Annotated in this window: 22 protein-coding genes; 1 reads left to right on the top strand and 21 read right to left on the bottom strand. The window is 44.7% G+C overall.

Annotated features, from left to right (window positions below; translation table 11 throughout):
- The first annotated feature begins 249 nt into the window (after positions 1 to 249).
- Complete coding sequence (locus tag K08M4_RS04335) at positions 250 to 1,512, top strand: outer membrane protein transport protein (RefSeq protein ID WP_086048975.1); 1,263 nt, start codon at positions 250 to 252, stop codon at positions 1,510 to 1,512.
- Positions 1,513 to 1,626: 114 nt separating this feature from the next.
- On the opposite strand, the gene K08M4_RS04330 is transcribed toward K08M4_RS04335, so the two are convergent.
- From K08M4_RS04330 to flhF, 21 genes are all read right to left on the bottom strand, one after another.
- On the bottom strand, positions 1,627 to 2,412 hold the full coding sequence (locus K08M4_RS04330; RefSeq protein WP_086048974.1) for an MlaA family lipoprotein: 786 nt from the start codon (positions 2,410 to 2,412) through the stop codon (positions 1,627 to 1,629).
- Between the two features lie 118 nt (positions 2,413 to 2,530).
- Positions 2,531 to 3,751: a c-type cytochrome biogenesis protein CcmI gene (ccmI, locus tag K08M4_RS04325; RefSeq protein WP_012603452.1), complete on the bottom strand. Its 1,221-nt coding sequence runs from the start codon at positions 3,749 to 3,751 to the stop codon at positions 2,531 to 2,533.
- Positions 3,751 to 4,239: a cytochrome c-type biogenesis protein gene (locus K08M4_RS04320; protein ID WP_009848521.1), complete on the bottom strand. Its 489-nt coding sequence runs from the start codon at positions 4,237 to 4,239 to the stop codon at positions 3,751 to 3,753. The genes ccmI and K08M4_RS04320 overlap by 1 nt, the downstream gene beginning before the upstream one ends.
- Positions 4,236 to 4,787: a DsbE family thiol:disulfide interchange protein gene (locus K08M4_RS04315; protein WP_086048973.1), complete on the bottom strand. Its 552-nt coding sequence runs from the start codon at positions 4,785 to 4,787 to the stop codon at positions 4,236 to 4,238. Before K08M4_RS04315 ends, K08M4_RS04320 begins: the two co-directional genes overlap by 4 nt.
- 5 nt (positions 4,788 to 4,792) lie before the next feature.
- Positions 4,793 to 6,763, bottom strand: coding sequence for a heme lyase CcmF/NrfE family subunit (locus K08M4_RS04310; protein ID WP_086048972.1), 1,971 nt, complete (start codon positions 6,761 to 6,763; stop codon positions 4,793 to 4,795).
- Positions 6,760 to 7,242, bottom strand: coding sequence for a cytochrome c maturation protein CcmE (ccmE, locus tag K08M4_RS04305; protein WP_009848524.1), 483 nt, complete (start codon positions 7,240 to 7,242; stop codon positions 6,760 to 6,762). The genes K08M4_RS04310 and ccmE overlap by 4 nt, the downstream gene beginning before the upstream one ends.
- Positions 7,239 to 7,445, bottom strand: coding sequence for a heme exporter protein CcmD (gene ccmD / locus K08M4_RS04300; RefSeq protein ID WP_009848525.1), 207 nt, complete (start codon positions 7,443 to 7,445; stop codon positions 7,239 to 7,241). The genes ccmE and ccmD overlap by 4 nt, the downstream gene beginning before the upstream one ends.
- A gap of 14 nt (positions 7,446 to 7,459) precedes the next feature.
- On the bottom strand, positions 7,460 to 8,200 hold the full coding sequence (locus K08M4_RS04295; protein WP_009848526.1) for a heme ABC transporter permease: 741 nt from the start codon (positions 8,198 to 8,200) through the stop codon (positions 7,460 to 7,462).
- Between the two features lie 174 nt (positions 8,201 to 8,374).
- Positions 8,375 to 9,043 carry a heme exporter protein CcmB gene (ccmB, locus tag K08M4_RS04290; protein ID WP_086048971.1) on the bottom strand — a complete coding sequence of 223 codons (669 nt, stop codon included), beginning with the start codon at positions 9,041 to 9,043 and terminating at the stop codon, positions 8,375 to 8,377.
- A 1-nt stretch (position 9,044) separates the two neighbouring features.
- On the bottom strand, positions 9,045 to 9,662 hold the full coding sequence (gene ccmA, locus K08M4_RS04285; protein ID WP_086050382.1) for a cytochrome c biogenesis heme-transporting ATPase CcmA: 618 nt from the start codon (positions 9,660 to 9,662) through the stop codon (positions 9,045 to 9,047).
- A gap of 278 nt (positions 9,663 to 9,940) precedes the next feature.
- The gene (locus K08M4_RS04280; protein ID WP_086048970.1) at positions 9,941 to 10,453 is read right to left on the bottom strand and encodes a DUF2802 domain-containing protein; all 513 of its coding nucleotides are present in this window, start codon (positions 10,451 to 10,453) and stop codon (positions 9,941 to 9,943) included.
- The gene (locus K08M4_RS04275) at positions 10,453 to 10,947 is read right to left on the bottom strand and encodes a chemotaxis protein CheW (RefSeq protein WP_009848530.1); all 495 of its coding nucleotides are present in this window, start codon (positions 10,945 to 10,947) and stop codon (positions 10,453 to 10,455) included. Before K08M4_RS04275 ends, K08M4_RS04280 begins: the two co-directional genes overlap by 1 nt.
- 217 nt (positions 10,948 to 11,164) lie before the next feature.
- Positions 11,165 to 12,307, bottom strand: coding sequence for a chemotaxis protein CheW (locus K08M4_RS04270; protein ID WP_086048969.1), 1,143 nt, complete (start codon positions 12,305 to 12,307; stop codon positions 11,165 to 11,167).
- Complete coding sequence (locus tag K08M4_RS04265; protein WP_086048968.1) at positions 12,294 to 13,076, bottom strand: ParA family protein; 783 nt, start codon at positions 13,074 to 13,076, stop codon at positions 12,294 to 12,296. The genes K08M4_RS04270 and K08M4_RS04265 overlap by 14 nt, the downstream gene beginning before the upstream one ends.
- A gap of 10 nt (positions 13,077 to 13,086) precedes the next feature.
- Positions 13,087 to 14,211, bottom strand: coding sequence for a protein-glutamate methylesterase/protein-glutamine glutaminase (locus K08M4_RS04260; RefSeq protein ID WP_086048967.1), 1,125 nt, complete (start codon positions 14,209 to 14,211; stop codon positions 13,087 to 13,089).
- Positions 14,212 to 14,224: 13 nt separating this feature from the next.
- On the bottom strand, positions 14,225 to 16,429 hold the full coding sequence (locus K08M4_RS04255; protein ID WP_086048966.1) for a chemotaxis protein CheA: 2,205 nt from the start codon (positions 16,427 to 16,429) through the stop codon (positions 14,225 to 14,227).
- A gap of 9 nt (positions 16,430 to 16,438) precedes the next feature.
- On the bottom strand, positions 16,439 to 17,170 hold the full coding sequence (locus K08M4_RS04250; RefSeq protein ID WP_086048965.1) for a protein phosphatase CheZ: 732 nt from the start codon (positions 17,168 to 17,170) through the stop codon (positions 16,439 to 16,441).
- Positions 17,171 to 17,284: 114 nt separating this feature from the next.
- Entirely contained in the window at positions 17,285 to 17,653 is a 369-nt protein-coding gene (gene cheY, locus K08M4_RS04245; protein WP_012603445.1) for a chemotaxis response regulator CheY, read from the bottom strand.
- 42 nt (positions 17,654 to 17,695) lie between these two features.
- Positions 17,696 to 18,430 (bottom strand): RNA polymerase sigma factor FliA, encoded by a 735-nt coding sequence (locus K08M4_RS04240; RefSeq protein WP_009848537.1) that lies wholly within the window; start codon positions 18,428 to 18,430, stop codon positions 17,696 to 17,698.
- The gene (locus K08M4_RS04235; RefSeq protein ID WP_086048964.1) at positions 18,423 to 19,310 is read right to left on the bottom strand and encodes a MinD/ParA family protein; all 888 of its coding nucleotides are present in this window, start codon (positions 19,308 to 19,310) and stop codon (positions 18,423 to 18,425) included. Before K08M4_RS04235 ends, K08M4_RS04240 begins: the two co-directional genes overlap by 8 nt.
- A 13-nt stretch (positions 19,311 to 19,323) precedes the next feature.
- Complete coding sequence (gene flhF / locus K08M4_RS04230; RefSeq protein WP_086048963.1) at positions 19,324 to 20,835, bottom strand: flagellar biosynthesis GTPase FlhF; 1,512 nt, start codon at positions 20,833 to 20,835, stop codon at positions 19,324 to 19,326.
- Positions 20,836 to 20,855 lie beyond the last annotated feature (20 nt).

Raw genomic sequence — 20,855 nt, 5'->3', positions numbered from 1 at the left:
TTGTTTACCTAAACCACTGACCAACCTCAATTTAAGCTTACAACTGTAGCCTGCAGAGCAAATATATAGCTACATGTGTACGCTCAAACTTCGCAACACAGCCGAAACATTTAGATGATTTCTCTAATAATTAAACATTTTTTCTCATTTAATACCTAAAACACTGTTTTATTCGAATTTCATTTTTAAAGTAATAACTCTAAACGTAGAATCACGCCACTAAATACGTATGATTCAGTGAACATAATAATGAAAATGAATAAAACTCTTCTCTCTGCTGCAGTGGCAGTTGGACTACTTTCGACTTCTACCGTAACAAACGCGGCAGGTTTTCAACTAGCAGAATATTCAGCAACAGGCCTAGGTCGTGCGTACGCTGGTGAAGCTGCGATGGCTGATGGTGCAGATGCACAGTGGCGTAACCCCGCTCTTCTTACATACCTAGAAGGCACACAGGTTTCTGTTGGTGGTATCTACGTAGACCCAAACATTGATATTGAAGGGACTTCTACAACTCGCAGTGGTACAACAGCATCAAACTCTAGTGACTTCGCGCACAGTGCTTTTATTCCAAATTTTTATGCTTCTCATAAGTACAATGACAAATTTGCGTTGGGTTTTGCTGCAGGCACAAACTACGGTATGGCAACAGACCTAGGTAAAGACTTCGGTGGCGCAAACCATGGTAACGAAGCAAGTGTGACTACTATGGAGCTGAACTTGAACGCGGCATATCAAGTTCTAGAGAGTGTTTCTATTGGTGGTGGCGTACGTTACATCATGGCTGAAGGTAGCTTTGGCGCTACTGCCGCTTCTACTCTACCAGTGGGAACAACTCTGAAATACATGGAAGGTGATGACAAGGCATGGGGCTGGCAAGTTGGTACCGCTTGGGATATTAATGAAGACAACCGCCTAGGCTTCACCTACAAATCAGAAGTAGATCTAACTCTAGAAGGTTACGCTAAAGGTTTTGGCTTCAACCCTAAATACCCAGAAGCACACAAAAGTGGCTCAATGGATCTCGCTCTTCCGGCAACAGCTGAACTTGCTAGCTTCCACCAGTTGACAGACACTGTAGCGGTTCACGCAAGTATTAACTGGACGAACTGGAGCAGCTTTAAAGAACTTGTTGCTGATTTCCCTGGCGAAAAAAGCGTAGAGATCAAGCAAGAGAACTGGGAAGACAACTACCGTTTTGCAATCGGTACTACTTACCAAATGACCCCTAAACTAGCACTACGTTCTGGTATTGCCTACGATACTTCAGCGGTAAGCGAAGAGCACCGTACTGCGACGATCCCAGAAACAGACCGCACTTGGTTAAGTATTGGTGCGGGCTACCAATGGTCTGAACAGCTAACTCTGGATGCAGGCTTCACTTACATTCTAGCGAAAGACGCGAAAATGCATGAAAAAGATCCAAAAGCAGATTACTTTGGTGGTAGCTTCGAAGGCGAAGTGACAGGCAGCATCTGGTTAGTCGGTATCCAAGCTAACTACCGCTTCTAGGCTAGTTACCTAATTATCTACTTACCGAAAGGTAGAAAAGTAGACAGCATTAAAAAGGCTCGATGTTGAATTAACATCGAGCCTTTCTCTTATCTGCTTATCTAAGCTTTGTATTTAGTAATCTTCGAGATACTCATCAATGAAATCTTCTTCCTCAAGATCAACCTCTTCTGGCTCGACCTCAGCTTTAAAGTCTTGACGTTGAATGTAAATATCACGAGTCAAAGCATATGGGTCTGGAGAGTCATCTAATAAGGCTTCTTGCGAGGCCAACTGAGCACGTGTTTCCATACCTTCAAAGGCCCACTTCCCTAACTTTGCCCAGAAGGTAAACAGAGACAAAGGTACGTATAAGCTATCCACTTGCTCTGTTACTTGTCGAGTCGTCACAGGGCCATATCCCGGCAGCATAAAATACGGTCCATTCCCTACCCCATAATGCCCAATCGCATCAGAAAACGACTTTTCGTCATATTTGGTGATCCCCGCTTCGCTAGCAATATCAATCAGACCAAGAAGACCAAAGGTAGAGTTAATCCAAAAACGATTGAAATGATCAAGCGCTTTCCCACCATTACCCATAATGAGATTGTTGAGCATACTTGATGGCTCATCTAAGTTGGCTAAAAAATTGGAAATACCAGAGCGAATTGGTACAGGGGTATAGTCAACATAGGCAAGAGAAACAGGTCGAACCAAATAAGGATCGAGATACTCGTAGTTGATATCCCACATCGCTCGGTTGAAACCTTCAAAAGGGTCGTTCGGATGGGACTCTTCGACATATTCAGAGGTTTCGAGGTTATCATCGCCATTGCTTTCATCTGGTACGCTCGAACAACCTACCGTTAAGCTTGCGATGAAGAGTAAACTCGAAAGTCTTAAAACACTGATAGACATATCACCTTTTCCATAAGGAATAATAAAAAAGGCCAGCAATCGCTGGCCTCAATTGGTTGCGTAAGTCTATACCGTTTTTTAATAAATCGGAATAGCTAACACCTATGCAAAGTAATGATTAATATTGCTTATTGATATCAATGGTAACTGGGGCACCCAGTTCAACCACTTCACTTTCACCGTACCAATCACCGTCTCGAGTTGAAACGTTACCATCTGTATCAAGCCTAGCTCTAACCATTAGAGTTTCAAGGCTGGACAGCTTCTGCCCTTCCAACATGCTGTTGCCATCATCAAGAACGACAGTACGAGGGAAAGTTCCTAGCGGATAACGAGCCGCAGCAATAGGCATTGGTGAGCCGTCTGCTCTGTGCACTGATACAACTAACACTGAACTAGGGGCAGCATTCACATCACCAGATAATTCAAGCGTTACAGCAACAGTTTTACCTTGGTCAACGCCCATAGCATTGCCCATTTTCTTCTGTGCACTTTCAATACTGCGCGACAACATTTCATAGCGACTGTCTTGTGGACCAATCATCTGTTGCATGATGCTCCAGTACTTAACAGCACCTGGGTAGTCTTGACGCTCAAACGCATCAAACGCTAGCAACGAGAACACACGAAGATCAACATAGTCGTTTTGAATCAAACGGCTCAAAATTAAACGAGCTTGGTTTTGATCCGCATCATCAGGTGAAAGCATCAATGCTTGTGCATAACCTAGCTGAACATCTTCATTCTTTGGCTCAAGCTTGTAAGCTCTTTGCATCGAATCTTTCGCAGTTTCCGCGTCGCGGTTAGCCAATGCAATACGACCTAATAGTAACCAACCTGTCGAATCTTTTGGTTGATAGTGCAGACGAGTACGAAGTGCCAGAGTCAAATCTTCTAGTTCATCATCCGTTAATGCACCACCTTCCGATGACATTAGCTTTTTAGACAACTCAGGAAGGTTTGAACTCACTTCTTGCCAGTGTTGGACTTTATCCAGAGCACCAAACTGAAAGTACATACCATATGTAACAACCACGACTAGGACAATAGATGGTACTACGACGCCCAATGTTGAGATTTGGGTCTTCTTCATCTCTTTCTGCGCAGGTACATCATCAAGTAGAGACTGTTTCAAATCAGCGATCAGCTCTTGTTGGTTATCAACAAGGCCTTCTTCTGCTTCTACTTCGAGCTCAACGAGACGATCTTTATAGAATGCTTTGTTCAACTCGTCGCGAAGCATTTCATCATTGTTCGCCTTCTTATTTATGAAGGGCAGAACAATTAAGAAAATAGCTGCTAGCGAAAGGATAATGGTAGAAATCCAAAATAGAGTCATTACTTCTTATCTCCGTCGTTCTCTTCATCGAGTAACGCTTTTAAACGAGCTTCTTTGTCTGCATCCCAGTCTTTATCTGACTCTACTGCTTTCGACTTTGACTTTCGGCTTCGTAAAATGATCAAACCGAAACCAAACACGACTACCGCAAACGGACCAACCCAAAGGATTGATGTGGCTAATGTGAGTGGTGGGTTGTAAGTAACAAAGTTACCGTAGCGAGCAATCATGTAATCAATGATGTCTTGCTTCGACTTGCCATCTTTTGTCATTTCATACACTTTTTGGCGTAAATCAACCGCAAGCTCTGCGTTCGAATCACCAATGGTGTTGTTCTGACATTTAGGGCAACGCAGCGTGTTGCTTAGCTCTTTGAACTGCTGCTCTTGATCAACGGTATCAAATTCATGAAATTCGATAGGCGCAGCAGAAACAGTCGCCGAAATAGCAAATGTAGCGAATAGAGCAATCAGTGTCTTCTTAATCATTTCGCTTCCTCCAACAACTCTTGGTACATCGGCTCAAGCGTCGATGCCCAGTTAGTTGGGTTCACGTCACCAACATGGCGATAACGAACTACGCCGTTAGCATCAATGAGGAAAGTCTCTGGAGCGCCATACACACCAAGGTCAAGACCTAGCATGCCGTTACCATCGAACAGGCTGATCAAGTATGGATTGCCCAGCTCTTTTAACCAACCTACCGCTTTATTGCGATCATCTTTGTAGTTAAGGCCAATAATCTTAACGCCTTGACCCGCTAACTTATTCAAGTAAGAGTGCTCTGCATAACAAGTAGGACACCAAGTCGCCCACACATTTAGAAGCAGTGGCTCACCTTTAAAGATAGCTTGATCATGAAACTTGCCTGGATGCTCTAAGTCTTCTAAACCGAACTCAGGTACTGGCTTACCAATCAATACCGATTCAAGTTTAGTCGGGTCATCACCCGACTGGTTACGCATCAATTGAGTCGCAAAGATTCCAGCTAGAACCATGAACGCAATCAATGGAATGAATAAAATCTTCTTGTTCATTCGAATTAAGCCTCCTGCTCTTTAGTAGACTTTTTCGTTGGCTTACGGAAGCGGTAACGACGGTCACTGATAGCAATAACACCACCAATCGACATAATCAGAGAACCAGCCCAGATCCAACGTACAAATGGTTTGTAGTAGATACGCACAGCCCAAGATTTATTGTCGTCTAAACGCTCACCCATTGCGATGTAAAGGTCGCGCGTTACGCCACGATCAATCGCCGCTTCTGTCATCATCGACTTAGCGGTTGTGTAAAAACGTTTTTCAGCGTGAAGCGTGTTGATGTATTTGCCTTCTTTGGTAATTTCAAAGTCAGCAATGTAACCATCGTAGTTAGGGCCATCTTTGTCACGAACTCCTGTAAACAGGAAGCTGTACTCTTCAAGTTGGTAGCTTTCACCTGGTGCTAAGCGTACGTCACGTTCGATGCTGTAGTTTTGCACCATCGCAATACCAATCACTGTCACGGCCAAACCAATGTGACCACACATCATCGCCCAGTGGCTACGAGGTAGTTTAGTCAGGCCTTTCAGGAATGTATGACGGTGTGTCGCACGTTCATGAAGCTCAAAGCCATGCATGAAGATAATCCAGAATGCCATTACCCAACCAGCAAAAGCGGTACCGCTGAAACGGTCAGCCAGCATCGTAACCATTAGCGCACTTAAGCCCAGTGAGAGTGCACCTGAGATCATCATAGGTTTAACGAGCTTAGATAGGTTGTCACGTTTCCAACGGATCAGAGGACCGATACCAAGTAAGAACGAGAACGGGATCATTAACCAGAAGAACAACATATCAAAGAATGGTGCACCGATAGATACCGAACCCAAGCCTAACTGTTTGTGAACTAATGGCAGTAGCGTACCGACTAACACAACGACAAGCGCAGCAATCAATAAGATGTTGTTACCAAGCAGTGCGTTTTCACGAGAAACCAAATCAAAATTACCGCGAACACGAACCGATGCGCCTTTAACGGCGAACAACAGCAGTGAACCACCGATAACAAAGACTAGGAAACCTAGAATAAACATACCGCGAGCAGGATCCGACGCGAATGCGTGAACCGATACCAAGATGCCCGAACGAACTAAGAATGTACCTAGTAAGCTTAGCGAGAATGCAGAGATAGCCAGTAATACTGTCCAAGCTTTAAATGTGCCTCGCTTTTCGGTTACCGCTAGTGAGTGCATTAGAGCAGTACCAGCTAACCAAGGCATGAATGAAGCGTTTTCTACTGGATCCCAGAACCACCAGCCACCCCAGCCAAGTTCGTAGTAAGCCCACCATGAACCTAGAGCGATACCTACTGTTAGGAATAACCAAGCAGCGATTGTCCAAGGACGAGACCAACGAGCCCATGCCGTATCTAAACGACCGCTCATTAGAGAAGCGATTGCGAAAGAGAACGCAACAGAGAAACCTACATAACCCATGTAAAGCATTGGCGGGTGAATAATCAAACCCGGATCTTGCAGTAGTGGGTTCAAGTCACGGCCATCAACAGGGAAGAAAGGCAATGTACGTAAAAACGGGTTAGACGTTACGATAATGAACAGCAAGAAGCCGACAGTAATCAAACCCATAATCGCGAGTACGCGAGCCACAGACTCTTGAGGCATACCACGACTAAACGTTGCAACGGCTACCGTCCAACCCGCTTGGATTAGAACCCAAAGCAGTAGTGAGCCTTCATGAGCCCCCCAGACCGCAGTGATTCGGTAGTACCAAGGCAGTTGGCTATTCGAGTTACTTGCTACGTATTGAATCGTAAAATCGTTAGTGTAGAACGCGTAACACAAGATAAAAAACGAAATCGCTAGGAATCCGAACATACCCCACGACAACGGTCGTGCACTGTTCATCAATAATGTGTTATTTCGAGCGGCTCCATACAGTGGGAGCACGCTTAGCAGCAGTGCAAGTCCCAAAGACAGGATCATCGCAAAATGGCCGATCTCGGCTATCATTGAGCATTTCCTTCTTTTTGTTCAGTCGTGTATTGCAAAGGCTCATGAGTTTTCTTCATTGCTTCAGCAACTTCAGAAGGCATATATTCTTCATCGTGCTTTGCCAACACCTCAAACGCTTCAATTGTCGTTGCATCCTTAAGGACACCTTGAGCAACAATACCTTGGCCTTCACGGAAAAGATCAGGAAGGATGCCATCATATAGAATCGTCACTTTAGGGCCTACATCAGCCAAATCGAAGCTTACACGCAATGATTCATTGTCACGGCTTACCGAGCCGACTACAACCATGCCACCAATACGTAAGCGTTGACCCACTTCAGGTTTTTTACCATCTTTGCCGTTGACGAGCTCAGTTGGTGTATAGAACAGATCCATGTTCTGGTTAAGTGCATAAACCATCAATCCAACAGTTGCACTGATACCAAAAAAGATCGCTAAGATAATGCCTAGCCTCTTTTTGCGTCTTGGGTTCATAGAGTGTTCTCCATATTTTTTGCTGCATCAATACGAGCTTGACGGTCAATCTTAGCTTGTACTTCATTTAATAATTGCTTACCACGACGAACGCTTACGACCAGTAAAATGATCATCGCGAGGAATGTGATTCCAAATGCACTCCATACATATGAGGCGTAGCCACCCATGGCAAAGAAATCACTCAGAGATTCAAAATACATAATTACCTACCCTACTACGCTTTATTAGCCGCTAGCTTGCGAACCCATGGACGGTGACTCTCTTTACTGATGATTTCGTTTCTAAAACGAACCATAGTCACAGCACCAAAGAAAAAGGCAAAACCGAAGATGTTAAGAAGAAGCGGCCATAGCATGTCACTTGAAATAGAAGGCTTATCAAACTTAGTAATTGTCGCGCCTTGGTGGAGTGTGTTCCACCACTCTACTGAAAAGTGAATGATAGGTAGGTTAATTACACCAACGATCGCCAAAATGCCGGCTGCTTTTGCTGCGGTTTTTTGGTCGTCAAACGCGTGGTGAAGTGCAATCACACCCAAATATAAGAATAGAAGAATCAGCTCTGAAGTTAAACGTGCATCCCAAACCCACCAAGCCCCCCACATTGGTTTACCCCAAACTGCGCCAGTTAATAACGCAATAAAGGTAAATACAGCACCGATAGGCGCCATAGCCAAAGCAGCCATGTCTGATAACCTTACCTGCCATACCAAACCGATAAAGGCAGCAATTGCCATCGACATGTATACACCCATAGACCAAATTGCAGATGGAACATGGATATAGATAATTCGGAAGCTATCGCCTTGCTGGTAATCAGAAGGCGCAAATGCAAGCCCCCAGACAGTACCGGCGGATAGACACAATAGCGCTAGGATCGAAAACCATGGCAGAAGTTTACCAGCAAGCTGATAAGAGGTTTCTGCTTTGGCGTAGGGATGGAGCCATTTCCACATGTTGTAATCTCACTCTTACTTCATATTGCTTACAGCTATCACAGCTATAATTATTATAATTTATTTGGTTTACTTTGCCTTTCAGTGACTCTAGGCATTTGACAGCTTTAAATCGTTCACTTTAAACAAGCAAAGTGTTGGTGAGTGCTTAGTTAACCTTAACCAAGTAATTAACTAGTTAACACTCACTCTCAGTGCTGCACTGATGGCAAATGGGGTGAGCGTCATCGCGCCCATTAGCATTGCCCCTAATACAGCTAGTTGTCCGGTATACGCAACGCCTAGTGCTGCGGCATCAATCGCTGATGTAGCAAATATAAGAATTGGGATATACAACGGCAAAATAAGCAGACTTAACAGCACACCACCTTTTTGTAATCCAACCGTTAAAGCCACACCAATCGCACCAATAAAGCTTAATGCAGGCGTACCTACCGATAACGTTAAGACTACCGATAACCAAGTATCGAAATCCAAGGACAGCAGTACCGCCAACAACGGACTGATCAGTATTAATGGTAACCCTGTCAATAACCAGTGTGCTATGACCTTGGACAAGACTACCAACTGCAACGGGATGGGCATCAACATCATCTGCTCAAGCGCGCCATCTTGAAAATCATCACGAAATAAACGCTCTAACGAGAGCAATGCAGAAAGCAAAGCCGCTACCCAAACAATACCCGCAGCAATACGCGCAAGTAGGTTTGGCTCAGGGCCGATACTCAATGGGAAAAGGGTGATGACAATAATAAAAAACCACAGAGGGTTAAAGATATCGGCTTGGCGACGAAATGCGATCAATAGCTCACGTCGGATGATCGTTGTCATTGAAGAGATCATATTACTCACCCAACTTTATTTTTCTTAGTTTCGGGCTATCAGCAAACATATCTTGGTGCGTGGTTAATAACACAATGCCACCGTTATCTGCATGCTGAGAAAAAAGAGACTCCAGAACCTTAACACCCTGCTTATCTATCGCAGTCAGTGGTTCGTCTAAAATCCATAACATTTGCTTACTCAACCACAGGCGAGCCAACGCTACACGGCGCTGTTGCCCCGCTGAAAGTTGTCCTGCTGGGACGTCTTCTCTACCAGCAAGCCCTACTTGAGCCAATGCATTGTAAAGTTCTTCCTTACTCGTTCCACTACTGTGAATCGATTGATAGAAGCTCAGATTCTCATAGGCACTAAGCTCACGCTTCACGCCGGTTTGATGACCCAAGAAAAGCAAATTTTGGTGATACACATCTCGACTCGACTCAATAGATTCGCCATCCCAAGAGATAGTGCCGTCATCGCGATCGCCTAGCCCAGTGATAATCCTAAGGAGTGTCGTTTTCCCAGTACCGTTACGACCTTCAACTTGAACCAGTTCTCCGGGTTTCAATTGAAAAGACAACGATTCAAACAGAACCCTGTCGTCACGAATAGCAGTTAAATTTGAGACTTCTAGCATAGGTAAATTTAGTCGAGTAATGAGAGGGCTATAGTAGCACACCAATAAGGTCACAAAACAGGACTAGGCCTTTTCGAAAGAACAAACTCCGTAAGAAACTGTTACCACCGCATCACAATTTACACATTTTCACCAACAAACAAGATATTGCATTAGATACAAACACTTATAAACATCGTTCTATATAGATATAACAGGCATAAAAAAAGAAGCCGAAGCTTCTTTTAAGAGAGTTGCGTGATAAACATCAATTGCTCATTTCGCAGTAAGCGCTCAATTTAACGACGTCGAGTCGGGTCTCTGCGATCACGAGGGGGTGCAGGTTGTTCGTCATACGGTGAAGGGTTACTTCTTAACGAAGGAATTTTTTCTTTACCTGCGAGCTTATTCTGCAGAGACATCATCAGCTCAGCTTCCGCTTTAGGTAATTCACACTCTTCGATCAGTTCGTTTATCCCAGCACCAAGCTGCACCATTTTTGTTGCACGCGTATACAGACGCCCGTCGGTGTCCGCATGTTCCAACTCAACAATACGTTCATTCAAATGCTTTATCAGATCTTGCTGTTCAGTCACTTTCTGGCCAAGACCAACCACAACAGAGCGAACCTCGAGTAATTGCTTACTCGACTTTTGAAGCTCTTTGTCCAAGTTACGAACTTGCAGGCGTGACTTATCGATCTGCTTTTGAATCGCACTTTTTACTTTGCTAATCAAAATCACAATGAATAACGTAAAAACCCCAACGCCAGATATCAGAGCGACGGGGCTTAAAGGAAGCGCTTCAAACATTACAGATGAGCCATCTCATCCCACTCATCTTCGCTTAGTAGTTTGTTTAGATCTACTAAGATAAGCAGCTTACCATCACGGTTGCTAACACCTTGGATGAACTTAGCACTTTCATCAGTACCAACACTTGGTGTTGTGTCGATTTCAGAAGAACGCAGGTAAACCACTTCAGCAACGCTATCTACTAGGATGCCAATTACTTGGCGCTCAGATTCAATAACGATAATGCGAGTGTTATCTGTGATTTCACCTTGCATCAAACCAAAGCGAGAACGAGTGTCAATAACAGTAACAACGTTACCACGCAGGTTGATAATACCTAAAACGTAGTCTGGAGCGCCCGGTACTGGAGCAATCTCGCTATAACGCAATACTTCACGTACTTGCATTACATTGATGCCGTAAGTTTCTTCTTCGAGTTGAAATGTTACCCATTGAAGCACTTCATCATTAGTTTGATCTTTTCTTACTTCAACTTCACTCATATGAGACATAGATAATCCTCTTGCCGTCGTTGCCGACCACTATTATTAACTTGATGCTTATTGTTATATCAATCGTCGTAAATAACTGTTCATCCTAGCTTGTTAAAGTGCTCGATAACAGCGTTAGAATTTTTGATAGTAGAATAACTACTTATCAAAAAGTTCCGCCTTATTCTCAAGCCTTTTTCCTACACTATTGTTGTGCACTTACTTACTGTGATTGGTATTAGCCCAATGATTTTACGTCTAGCCCTGCATTTAGCATGGCGGTTAATGCTTCAACATGAATCAAAGCACACATTTTTTCTTTTACCATACCAGCGAGCCATGGCCGTTTGCCTGCCGTTTCTCGCCAGCGTACTTTATCTGTATTAAGCAGCTCGGTACCTTTGAGCTCTGTGCTCGCAAGCCCCCACAAGCTTTCGCCAAGTATTACTATATATTGATAGTTATCTTTATAATCATCACATAATAGCTTTTCAGGCATTACCCATTTTGCGGTATCAACCACATCCAGCTTACTGTCACGATTAGTTTGCAACCCCAAATACCAAGCAGGTTTACCAATAATATGACTTACCTCTTCAAGGCGATGGATCCCCCCGAGCTCATCAAGTGGCACCGCAAACGTCACACCGTTGACATCAAAATACAGTACTTGAAAATCTTCAGTTCTAGCCGTCGTTTCCCAAGATGTAAACTGACCGGCTCCTCCGGCTTGGGTTTCAAGTTCGGTAACTGGATCGATTTGAGGAGATTCAAGATCGGATTCAGCCGCCTTAACTTCAAAATGTTCAGTTACGGGCACTTCAGTTTCAAGCGCTTCAGCTTCGACGACCCGTTCGCTTTCAACGGCTAATTCTGGTTCAGGAAGATCCCAATCTTGAATTTCAGGGTCTACAGTCACTTGAACAGACTCAACTGCAGCGTCAAACATTTGCATGTCTGCCTGCTGAGCAATTTGCTGTGTGTTCTGATCCATCAACTCATCTAGATTCAGCTCATCAACGACATTCGTTGCTTCTAACCGACTCAGAAGTTTCTGAACATCCTCAAGATTAGGCACTTCAAATTCTGCGGCGCGTATTTCAGCGTAGCTTGAATAGTGACTTGTCGACAATTGTGGCTCTGGCTCTGGCTCTGGCTCTGGCTCTGGCTCTGGCTCTGGCTCTGGCTCTGGCTCTGGCTCTGGCTCTGGCTCTGGCTCTGGCTCTGGCTTTTTAGTTTGTGATTCGTCGCTAGACTCGTCAACAAAAAAAGCATCAGATTCAAAGTTTTCATCACCTAACAGCGCAGTAAAGTAATCATCGATTGCTTGTTCACTCGATAAACTTGGTTGCGTCATTGTCGATTCGTTATTCGCGCTCATTTATCGCTAACCTCTCGAGATAAATAAGCAGCTGTTTATAGGCAAACACGCCACGGCTACCCGATGCAAAATGAGATGCAGGTAAACGCTTTAGACTGGCATCTCTAAACTTGGTATCAATTGGCACAGCAGATGTCCAAACTTGGTTTGGGTAGTCATCTTTAAGCTGAGTCAATGTTTGCAATGACGCTTTGGTTCGCTTGTCGTACATCGTCGGGACAATCGTCACCTTAAACGGTGTTTTACGAGACTTCTGCATAATGGTTAGAGTGCGAATCATGCGCTCTAACCCCTTCATTGCCAAAAATTCAGTCTGTACCGGAATCAAGATACGATCACTAGCAGCCAGCGCATTCACCATCATCACACCAAGAATAGGTGGGCAATCGATAAGCACGTAGTCATAGTCATTTTTCAAAGCGGCCAAAGCTCGCTTTAAGATCAAACCCATACCACTTCGATTTCCCATTACACGGTCTAATGTCGCCAATGACATGTGTGCGGGAATAATATCGATACCTTCAATTTCAGTCTGTATTGTCAACTCTCTCACAGCTTGCGTAGAAAACTGACGCAGCTGGAACAGGTCAAACAGGCTCGATTCCACCGTATCTGAGTCGTAACCCAGATAGGTGGTTAGTGATGCATGAGGGTCAGTATCAACCAACAACACACGATGGCCCTTTAAGGCAAGTAAGCCGGCTAGGGTCACTGTCGTTGTCGTTTTCCCAACGCCACCTTTTTGGTTTGCAACACTCCAAACAATCATGTCGATTTACCTAAGCTAACCCAACTTCAACCAAAATCCGTTCCGCAACGCGGTCTAGAGGTAGGTCTTCCGTAGAAATGCCAGCTTTCGCTACAGCTTGAGGCATACCATATACAACACAGCTATCTTCGTCTTGCGCCCAAATGGTCGAACCCGCGGTTTTTAACATGCGAGAACCTTCTCGACCATCAGCACCCATACCGGTCAAGATCATAGACAATACTTTATCGCCGTAGATCTTAGCTGCAGAACCAAAAGTAACATCCACACAAGGCTTGTAGTTCATTCGGTCACCACCATCGATAATCTTCAGACGCGCCGAACCCGGGCGACCATCAATCATCATTTGCTTTCCACCTGGAGCAAGATAAGCCACCCCAGGTTTCAACAAGTCTCCGTCTTGAGCTTCACGAACTTCAATCTTACACAAGGTATTCAATCGGCTAGCAAAAGCAGCGGTGAACGTTGCTGGCATATGCTGCACTAACACAATGGGATGTGGGTAGCTGGCAGGGATGCGTGTCAAAATTTTCTGTAGTGCAACTGGCCCACCAGTAGAAGTACCAATTGCAGTTAATTGATACTTTTTACCCGAAGCTCTGAATTTCGCGGTTGATGCAACCGCGGGTTTAGCCGCTGGGGTTGTTGCTGAAATAGGCTGGCGCAATGGCGCTGATGTTGAAGCCGTAGCTGTTGCCGTAGTTCTTGGCGCAACAGGTGCACGTCGCATAAACGCGCGCTTTGCAGCAATCTGAATCACGCGCTGTTGAAGCAATGCGACAGCATCATCGCGGTTACGAGCGATGTCTTCAAATTTCTTAGGTAAGAAATCTAGAGCACCAGCATCTAAAGCATCTAACGTAGCTCTCGCACCATCATGCGTTAACGATGAAAACATCAAAATAGGCGTTGGAGACGCAGCCATAATTTCGCGAACAGCTGTGATACCGTCCATGACAGGCATTTCGATGTCCATGGTAATCACGTCAGGTCTTAGCTGTTTCGCTTTCTCAACCGCTTCTTTACCGTTTACTGCTACATCGATGACTTCTAGGCGAGCCTCCGAGTTGATGATCTCGCTTACTCGTCGACGGAAGAAGCTCGAATCATCAACGACTAATACTTTAATCGCCATATTTATCCTTAAATTAAATTCTTGATGCAGCTGCGTACTGCTTCAACAAGTCCGGCACATCTAAAATCAATGCTATGTGACCGTCGCTTGTAATTGTCGCACCTGCCATTCCTGGCGTGCCTTGAAGAAGTTTATCAAGTGGCTTAATAACCACTTCTTCTTGGCCGATAAGCGCATCGACGACAAAACCAACACGTTGACTACCAAGTTGCACAATAACAACATGACCATGACCTTGACGTCCTTCAACAAGACCTTCTTTAGGTGTCAGCCAATTTTGTAGGTAGAACAGTGGAATAGACTTGTCGCGAACGATGATAGTCAGCTGACCATCAACCACGTTTGTGCGGCTTAAATCTAGGTGGAAGATCTCGTTAACCGATGCCAGTGGTAATGCGAACGGGTGACCCGCAACACCGACCATTAAGGTTGGTAGAATTGCAAGTGTCAACGGAACCTTAATGGTAATCTTGGTGCCTTGACCCATCTCTGAATCGATATCAATTGAACCATTCAGTGTGTTGATCGCTGTTTTCACAACGTCCATACCTACACCACGGCCAGAGATATCTGAGATCTTTTCTTTACTTGAAAAGCCAGGAGCAAAGATTAGATTGAAACACTCTTTATTTGTTAGGCGAGACGCTGCATCGTCATCCATCAGACCACGCTTAACCGCGATAGCACGAAGCTTATCAGGGTCCATACCACCACCGTCATCAACGATAGCAAGCTCAATGTGGTCGCCCTCTTGAGAGGCAGACAGAATCACTTTACCGGTTTTAGATTTACCCGCAGCAACACGATCATCTGGCATTTCGATACCATGATCGACAGAGTTTCTCACCAAGTGAATCAGGGGATCAGCAAGTGCTTCTACTAAGTTTTTATCAAGATCCGTTTCTTCGCCACGCATTTCAAGAACGATGTCTTTCTGCAAGGTACGAGCAAGGTCACGGACAACGCGTGGGAAACGACCAAATACTTTCTTGATCGGCTGCATACGCGTCTTCATTACTGCACCTTGTAGGTCAGCAGTAACTACGTCTAAGTTCGAGACAGCTTTCGACATTTCTTCGTCGTTGCTGTTTAAACCTAAGCTCACAAGGCGGTTACGAACCAACACTAGCTCACCCACCATGTTCATGATGGTATCCAGTGTTGATGTATCAACACGAACTGTGGCTTCAGCTTGCTGCTTCTTCGCTGGCGCTTTAACTTCAGCTTTTGCTGGTACGCTAGGCTTAGGCTCTGCTTTTACAGCAACAGGAGCAGGCTGTGGTTTAGGAGCGACTTTCGGCGCAACAGGCTCGGGCTTCGCTTGAACAGGCTTAGTCGCAGCATCCAACTCTTCAATTGAAGGGCCATTACCTGAACCGTGTAACTGGTCAAGTAAACTCTCAAACTCAGCATCAGTCATGAGGTCATCGCCTTCAGACTTAACTGGTGCTTTGGCTACAGGAGCAACTGGCGGAGGAGGAGGTGGCGTTGAGCTTGCAGCTGTCGGGCTTTGACCTGCACCATGCAGTTCATCTAACAACTTTTCAAATTCGTCATCAGTAATGTCACCACTGGCAGCAACTGGCTGAGGTGCCACGGGTGCTGGTGCTGGTGTGTCTACAGAAGATGTCGTTGGTGAACCACCCTTACCGTGAAGTTCATCAAGCAAGCGCTCAAATTCATCTTCAGAAATATCATCCACGGAAGATGCACTGATGTTTGTACTTTCAACAGTAGGTTCCGGAGTAATAACAGGCTCAGGAGCAGCAACGATAGGCTCAGGGATAACCGGTGCTGGAGCTTCTACTGGTGCCACTTCATCTGCTGACTCTGGCTTACAGAGGCGATGAAGTTCATCCAGTAAAGATTGGTCTGCTGGTACTAAAGCTTCTTCATCTTGCACGGCTTTAAACTGTACATTGACGGTATCTAAAGCCTGTAGCATCGTATCCATCAGTCCTGATGTTACGCTGCGTTGGCCATTTCTTAGAATGTCGAACACATTCTCAGCACCATGACAAGTATCCACCAGCTCGGTCAATGCTAGGAAACCAGCACCACCTTTTACTGTATGGAAACCACGGAAAATAGCGTTTAGTAGTTCTTTGTCGTCAGGGTTATTCTCTAGCTCTACCAGTTGTTCTGATAGGAGTTCAAGGATCTCTCCTGCTTCGACTAAAAAGTCCTGAAGAATATCTTCGTCTAAATCGTAGCTCATACGTTACCTTTAAAATCCAAGACTGGATAACAAATCGTCGACTTCATCTTGAGATGCAACAGCATCTTCACGAGCTTCTGGGTTCATAATCGGACCCTCAGGAGCAATAGATGCTTTCTTCTCTGTCTCTGGTGTTGGTTCTATTTGATTCGCACCGAATACGGTGAGGATCTCTACCAGACGTCCTTCAACCTCATTCACCAAGGTAATAACTTTGCTAATAATCTGCCCAGTTAAATCTTGGAAATCCTGAGCCATCAAGATTTCAGTCAGTTGTCCACGTAGTTCAGTACTATCGCCTTCTACTTGGACAAGTAATCCATCAATGCGGTGGCATAAAGCTTTAAATGTTACCAGCTCAATGCGGCCATGCATCAGTTCATTCCATTGAGGCCTTACTTGAAGTAAACACTCGTGTAAATTAGTTGCAATTGGCATACAACGATCGACAGCGTCCATCGTCTTGTTCGCCGCAACTTCCGTTTTATCAATGACATACTGAAGGCGATCCCTGGCATCAGGGATTTCATCATTTGCGATAACGTTAATACGCTCGTCAAAGTTGAATTGTGTCAAAGAATCATGGAGGTCACGAGTCAGACTGCCTATTTCTTGAAGCATTGGGTTATCTTGAAGATTAAAATTATCTTCATAAATGCTTCTAACAAGAGAATCAGCACCTTGCTGCTCGTCGTTTTCAAGCAGCTCTACTAATTTTTTTGCTTGTTCTAATGAAATCATCCTGAGTCCGGCCTTACTCCGCATAGTTTGTTACGCTTCAGCCTTAGAGATAAACGGGAAACAAAAAAGTTAATGTCTCTCTATGAAGCGCCTAAAACAGGTTATTATGAGTGCTTATAAACGCTCAAAAATCTTGTCGAGTTTCTCTTTTAGAGTTGCGGCAGTGAACGGCTTCACAATGTAACCATTAACACCCGCTTGCGCTGCTTCAATGATCTGCTCACGCTTAGCTTCTGCTGTGATCATAAGCACTGGAAGGTGCTTAAGTTCAGCGTCTGCACGGACGTGTTTTAGAAGATCAATACCTTGCATACCCGGCATGTTCCAGTCAGTTACCACGAAATCAAATTCGCCTTTTTTCAGCATAGGTAACGCGGTCAAGCCATCGTCTGCTTCTTGAGTGTTGTTGAAACCTAAATCACGAAGTAGGTTTTTAACAATTCGGCGCATCGTTGAAAAGTCATCAACAATGAGAATTTTCATGTTTTTGTTCAAATTAGCCTCCACTGAATAAAATCAGTGTTGTTAGTCGTTCTGTGTCCAAGCACTTAATTTAGTGCGTAAACGCTGCATAGATTGGCTTAGTATTTGGCTGACACGAGATTCGCTGACACCTAATACTTCCCCAATCTCTTTTAAATTGAGTTCTTCGTCGTAATAAAGCGAAAGCACGAGGCCTTCCCTTTCCGGAAGCTGTTTTATCGAGTCGATCAAAGCTTGGCGGAATGATTCATCAGCAACCCCTTGAAAAGGCGTATTATCTTGAGAATCTTCATTCGGAGATATTACATCATCAGAGACACCTAAGTCTTCTATCCCAACCAATTTTGAGCAATTAATATCAGTTAACGCACTGTGATACTGGTCTAAACTCAGCCCCATGTGCTTTGCCACTTCAGCGTCACTAGGATCGCGATTGAGAGTGCCCTCTAATTCTGCGATTGCACTACTGATTTCTCGATTATTTTTATGAACTGATCTCGGCACCCAATCCCCGCGGCGAATGTCATCCAACATTGCCCCACGAATTCGAATACCTGCGTACGTCTCAAAGCTTGCGCCTTTGGTACCATCATAGTTCTGTTGTGCTTCAATCAAGCCAATCATGCCGGCTTGAATCAAGTCATCAACTAATACATTAGGCGGTAATCGCCCCAACAAATGATGAGCGATACGCTTAACCAACACAGAGTACTTCTCAAAAAAAGCCTGCTGGCTATTGTGATTAGCATGTTGATCGTAAGTAAGCGCTTTATTCACCAAATGGTTCCTCTATAAATTCAGTACGGTTCAGCAACCTTTCAACAAAAAACTCCAAGTGTCCGCTTGGTGTTTTTGGTATTGGCCAGGTCAATGCCTTATTAGCCAAAGAGCTGATTGCCAATGCAGCTGGAGAGCGAGGAAACGCATCTACTACGATTTTCTGTCTCTTAACTGATTGACGTACTTTATCATCTAAAGGAATACATGCTACGAGTTCGAGGCTCACATTCAAGAAGCGCTCTGTGACCAAAGTCAACTTTGCAAATAATTCTCGGCCTTCGCGGTAGCTTCTGACCATATTTGCAACAATTTTGAATCGCTGAACTTGGTGCTCTCGACTCAGCAGTTTAATCAATGCATATGCATCAGTAATCGACGTTGGTTCATCACAAACCACCACAACCACATCCTGCGCTGCTCTTGAGAAGCTGATGACCATATCGGATATGCCCGCAGCTGTATCAACCAACAAGATATCCATCTCGTCTTCAAGCGAACCAAAAGCACGAATCAACCCGGCGTGTTGAGCGTGTGAAAGTTCAGTCATGCTTTGTGTGCCCGATGTCGCTGGAATTATTCTAATTCCATGCGGACCTTCGACAATCGCATCCTTAAGCTCACACTCGCCAGCCAACACATGCCCAAGATTTCGTTTAGAACGAATGCCGAGCATGATGTCTACGTTAGCTAATCCTAAGTCAGCATCCAGCACCATGACTTTCTTGCCTTGGCGAGCCATACAAATAGCCATACCTAACGTTACATTCGATTTACCGACACCTCCCTTACCACCCGTTACAGCAATAACTTTCGTGAGTGAAGGCTGGGTTAAGCGACGGAGGCCGCTAGCTTGATCGTGTATCATATTCTCATTCATATTTATCCGCCGCCTAGAGCCCTTCAGAATCGCTATTCCAGTAATGAGGTTCATTCTCTGTCGATTTTTCTAATAACTCATTGGCCTTAGCAATCATGTACTTTGGCTGAGCGATAACGATATCTTCAGGAACTCGTTGACCATTTGCTATATAAGCAACTGGTAATGCATTTTGTATTACCACACTGATGAACTCACCCAAACTAAGCGATTCATCCAGCTTCGTCAGGATACATCCCGACAGCGGGATTCTTCTAAAGTGTTCAATGGTTTCTTGTAGTACTTTGCGTTGCGCGGTTGCGGGTAACACAAGGTAACTATTGATAACGGAACCACTCTCTTGCATCAATGTGTCTAACTGCTCAGATAGGCGAACATCTCGTTGTCCCATACCTGCAGTATCGACTAGAATCAGGCGACGATTACGTAACTGATATATTACATCGGCCAATTCACTAGAATCTTTAGCAACTCTTACAGGACACCCCATAATTCGACCATAAATCGATAACTGCTCATGTGCACCTATGCGATATGTGTCCGTTGTCACAAGTGCAACGTTGTCTGCACCGTACTCCATTGCTGCGCGGGCTGCGAGCTTAGCAACAGTCGTTGTTTTACCTACGCCAGTCGGGCCTAGTAAGGCCACAATACCGCCGCGTTTTAAAATATCTTTTTGTGTTACAGAGATTTGGTCAGCAACCAGTGCTAACAAAGCCTTCCATGCTCGTGCTGGTTTGGTATCTTCAGGAATATAGCAAGCCATTTGATCGGCTAATTCTGCAGATACACCCATACGCTCAAGACGCTTAATAAGCATGGCTCTGAGCGGTTCACGACGCTCAACTTCTTGCCACATTAAACCTGACACTTGATGCTCTAACAGACGACGAATTGAAGTCATCTCATCTCGCATCGTTTCCATTTCAGTATCTGAACCTTTGGACTGAGTATTCTCTCGACCACGATCATAACGGGTAGGATCTAAGCGAGGTGCTGGACGCTCTACTCTGCGATCTTCGGCAATCAATTTAGATAAACCCGTTTCACGAGCAAAAGTCGAGTCGAGGCTGCCGCTAGAATGTTGGCTACTCTGAGGTTGATGACCCTTACTTGACTGGCGATTGAGCAATGCTGATAGCGAGTCTTCGTTTTCAGCGCGATGTTGTTGCTCATCTTCTGCACCATGACTGTATTGCTTTAGCATGTTCGCAAAGCGCTTGGTCATTGAGCGTCCGCCTTCAGCATTAGGTTGGATACTAACCTTGTCATCATCTAATTGACGACGCCCAGCTGGTACTTTTGACTCAGTCATTTGGGTGTACTGGCTTTGCGTAGGCTGCTTAGGTTTATTGAGTCTAGGGCTCGCTGTCGATGGGCTGGATTCGCCATCAATAGCGGCAACAATTTCCACGCCACCTGCGACCTTTTTGTTAGACATGATCACCGCTTCTGAGCCAAGTTCTTCTTTAACTTGGAGCAGAGCTGTTCGCATGTCTTTTGCAAAAAATCGTTTAATTTTCAATTCGATCGTCCGTTCTAATT

The organism is Vibrio syngnathi (assembly GCF_002119525.1).
GTDB lineage: Bacteria > Pseudomonadota > Gammaproteobacteria > Enterobacterales > Vibrionaceae > Vibrio > Vibrio syngnathi.
The sequence above is the reverse complement of the archived record's forward strand: the minus strand, read 5'-3'. Positions and strand labels throughout refer to the sequence as shown.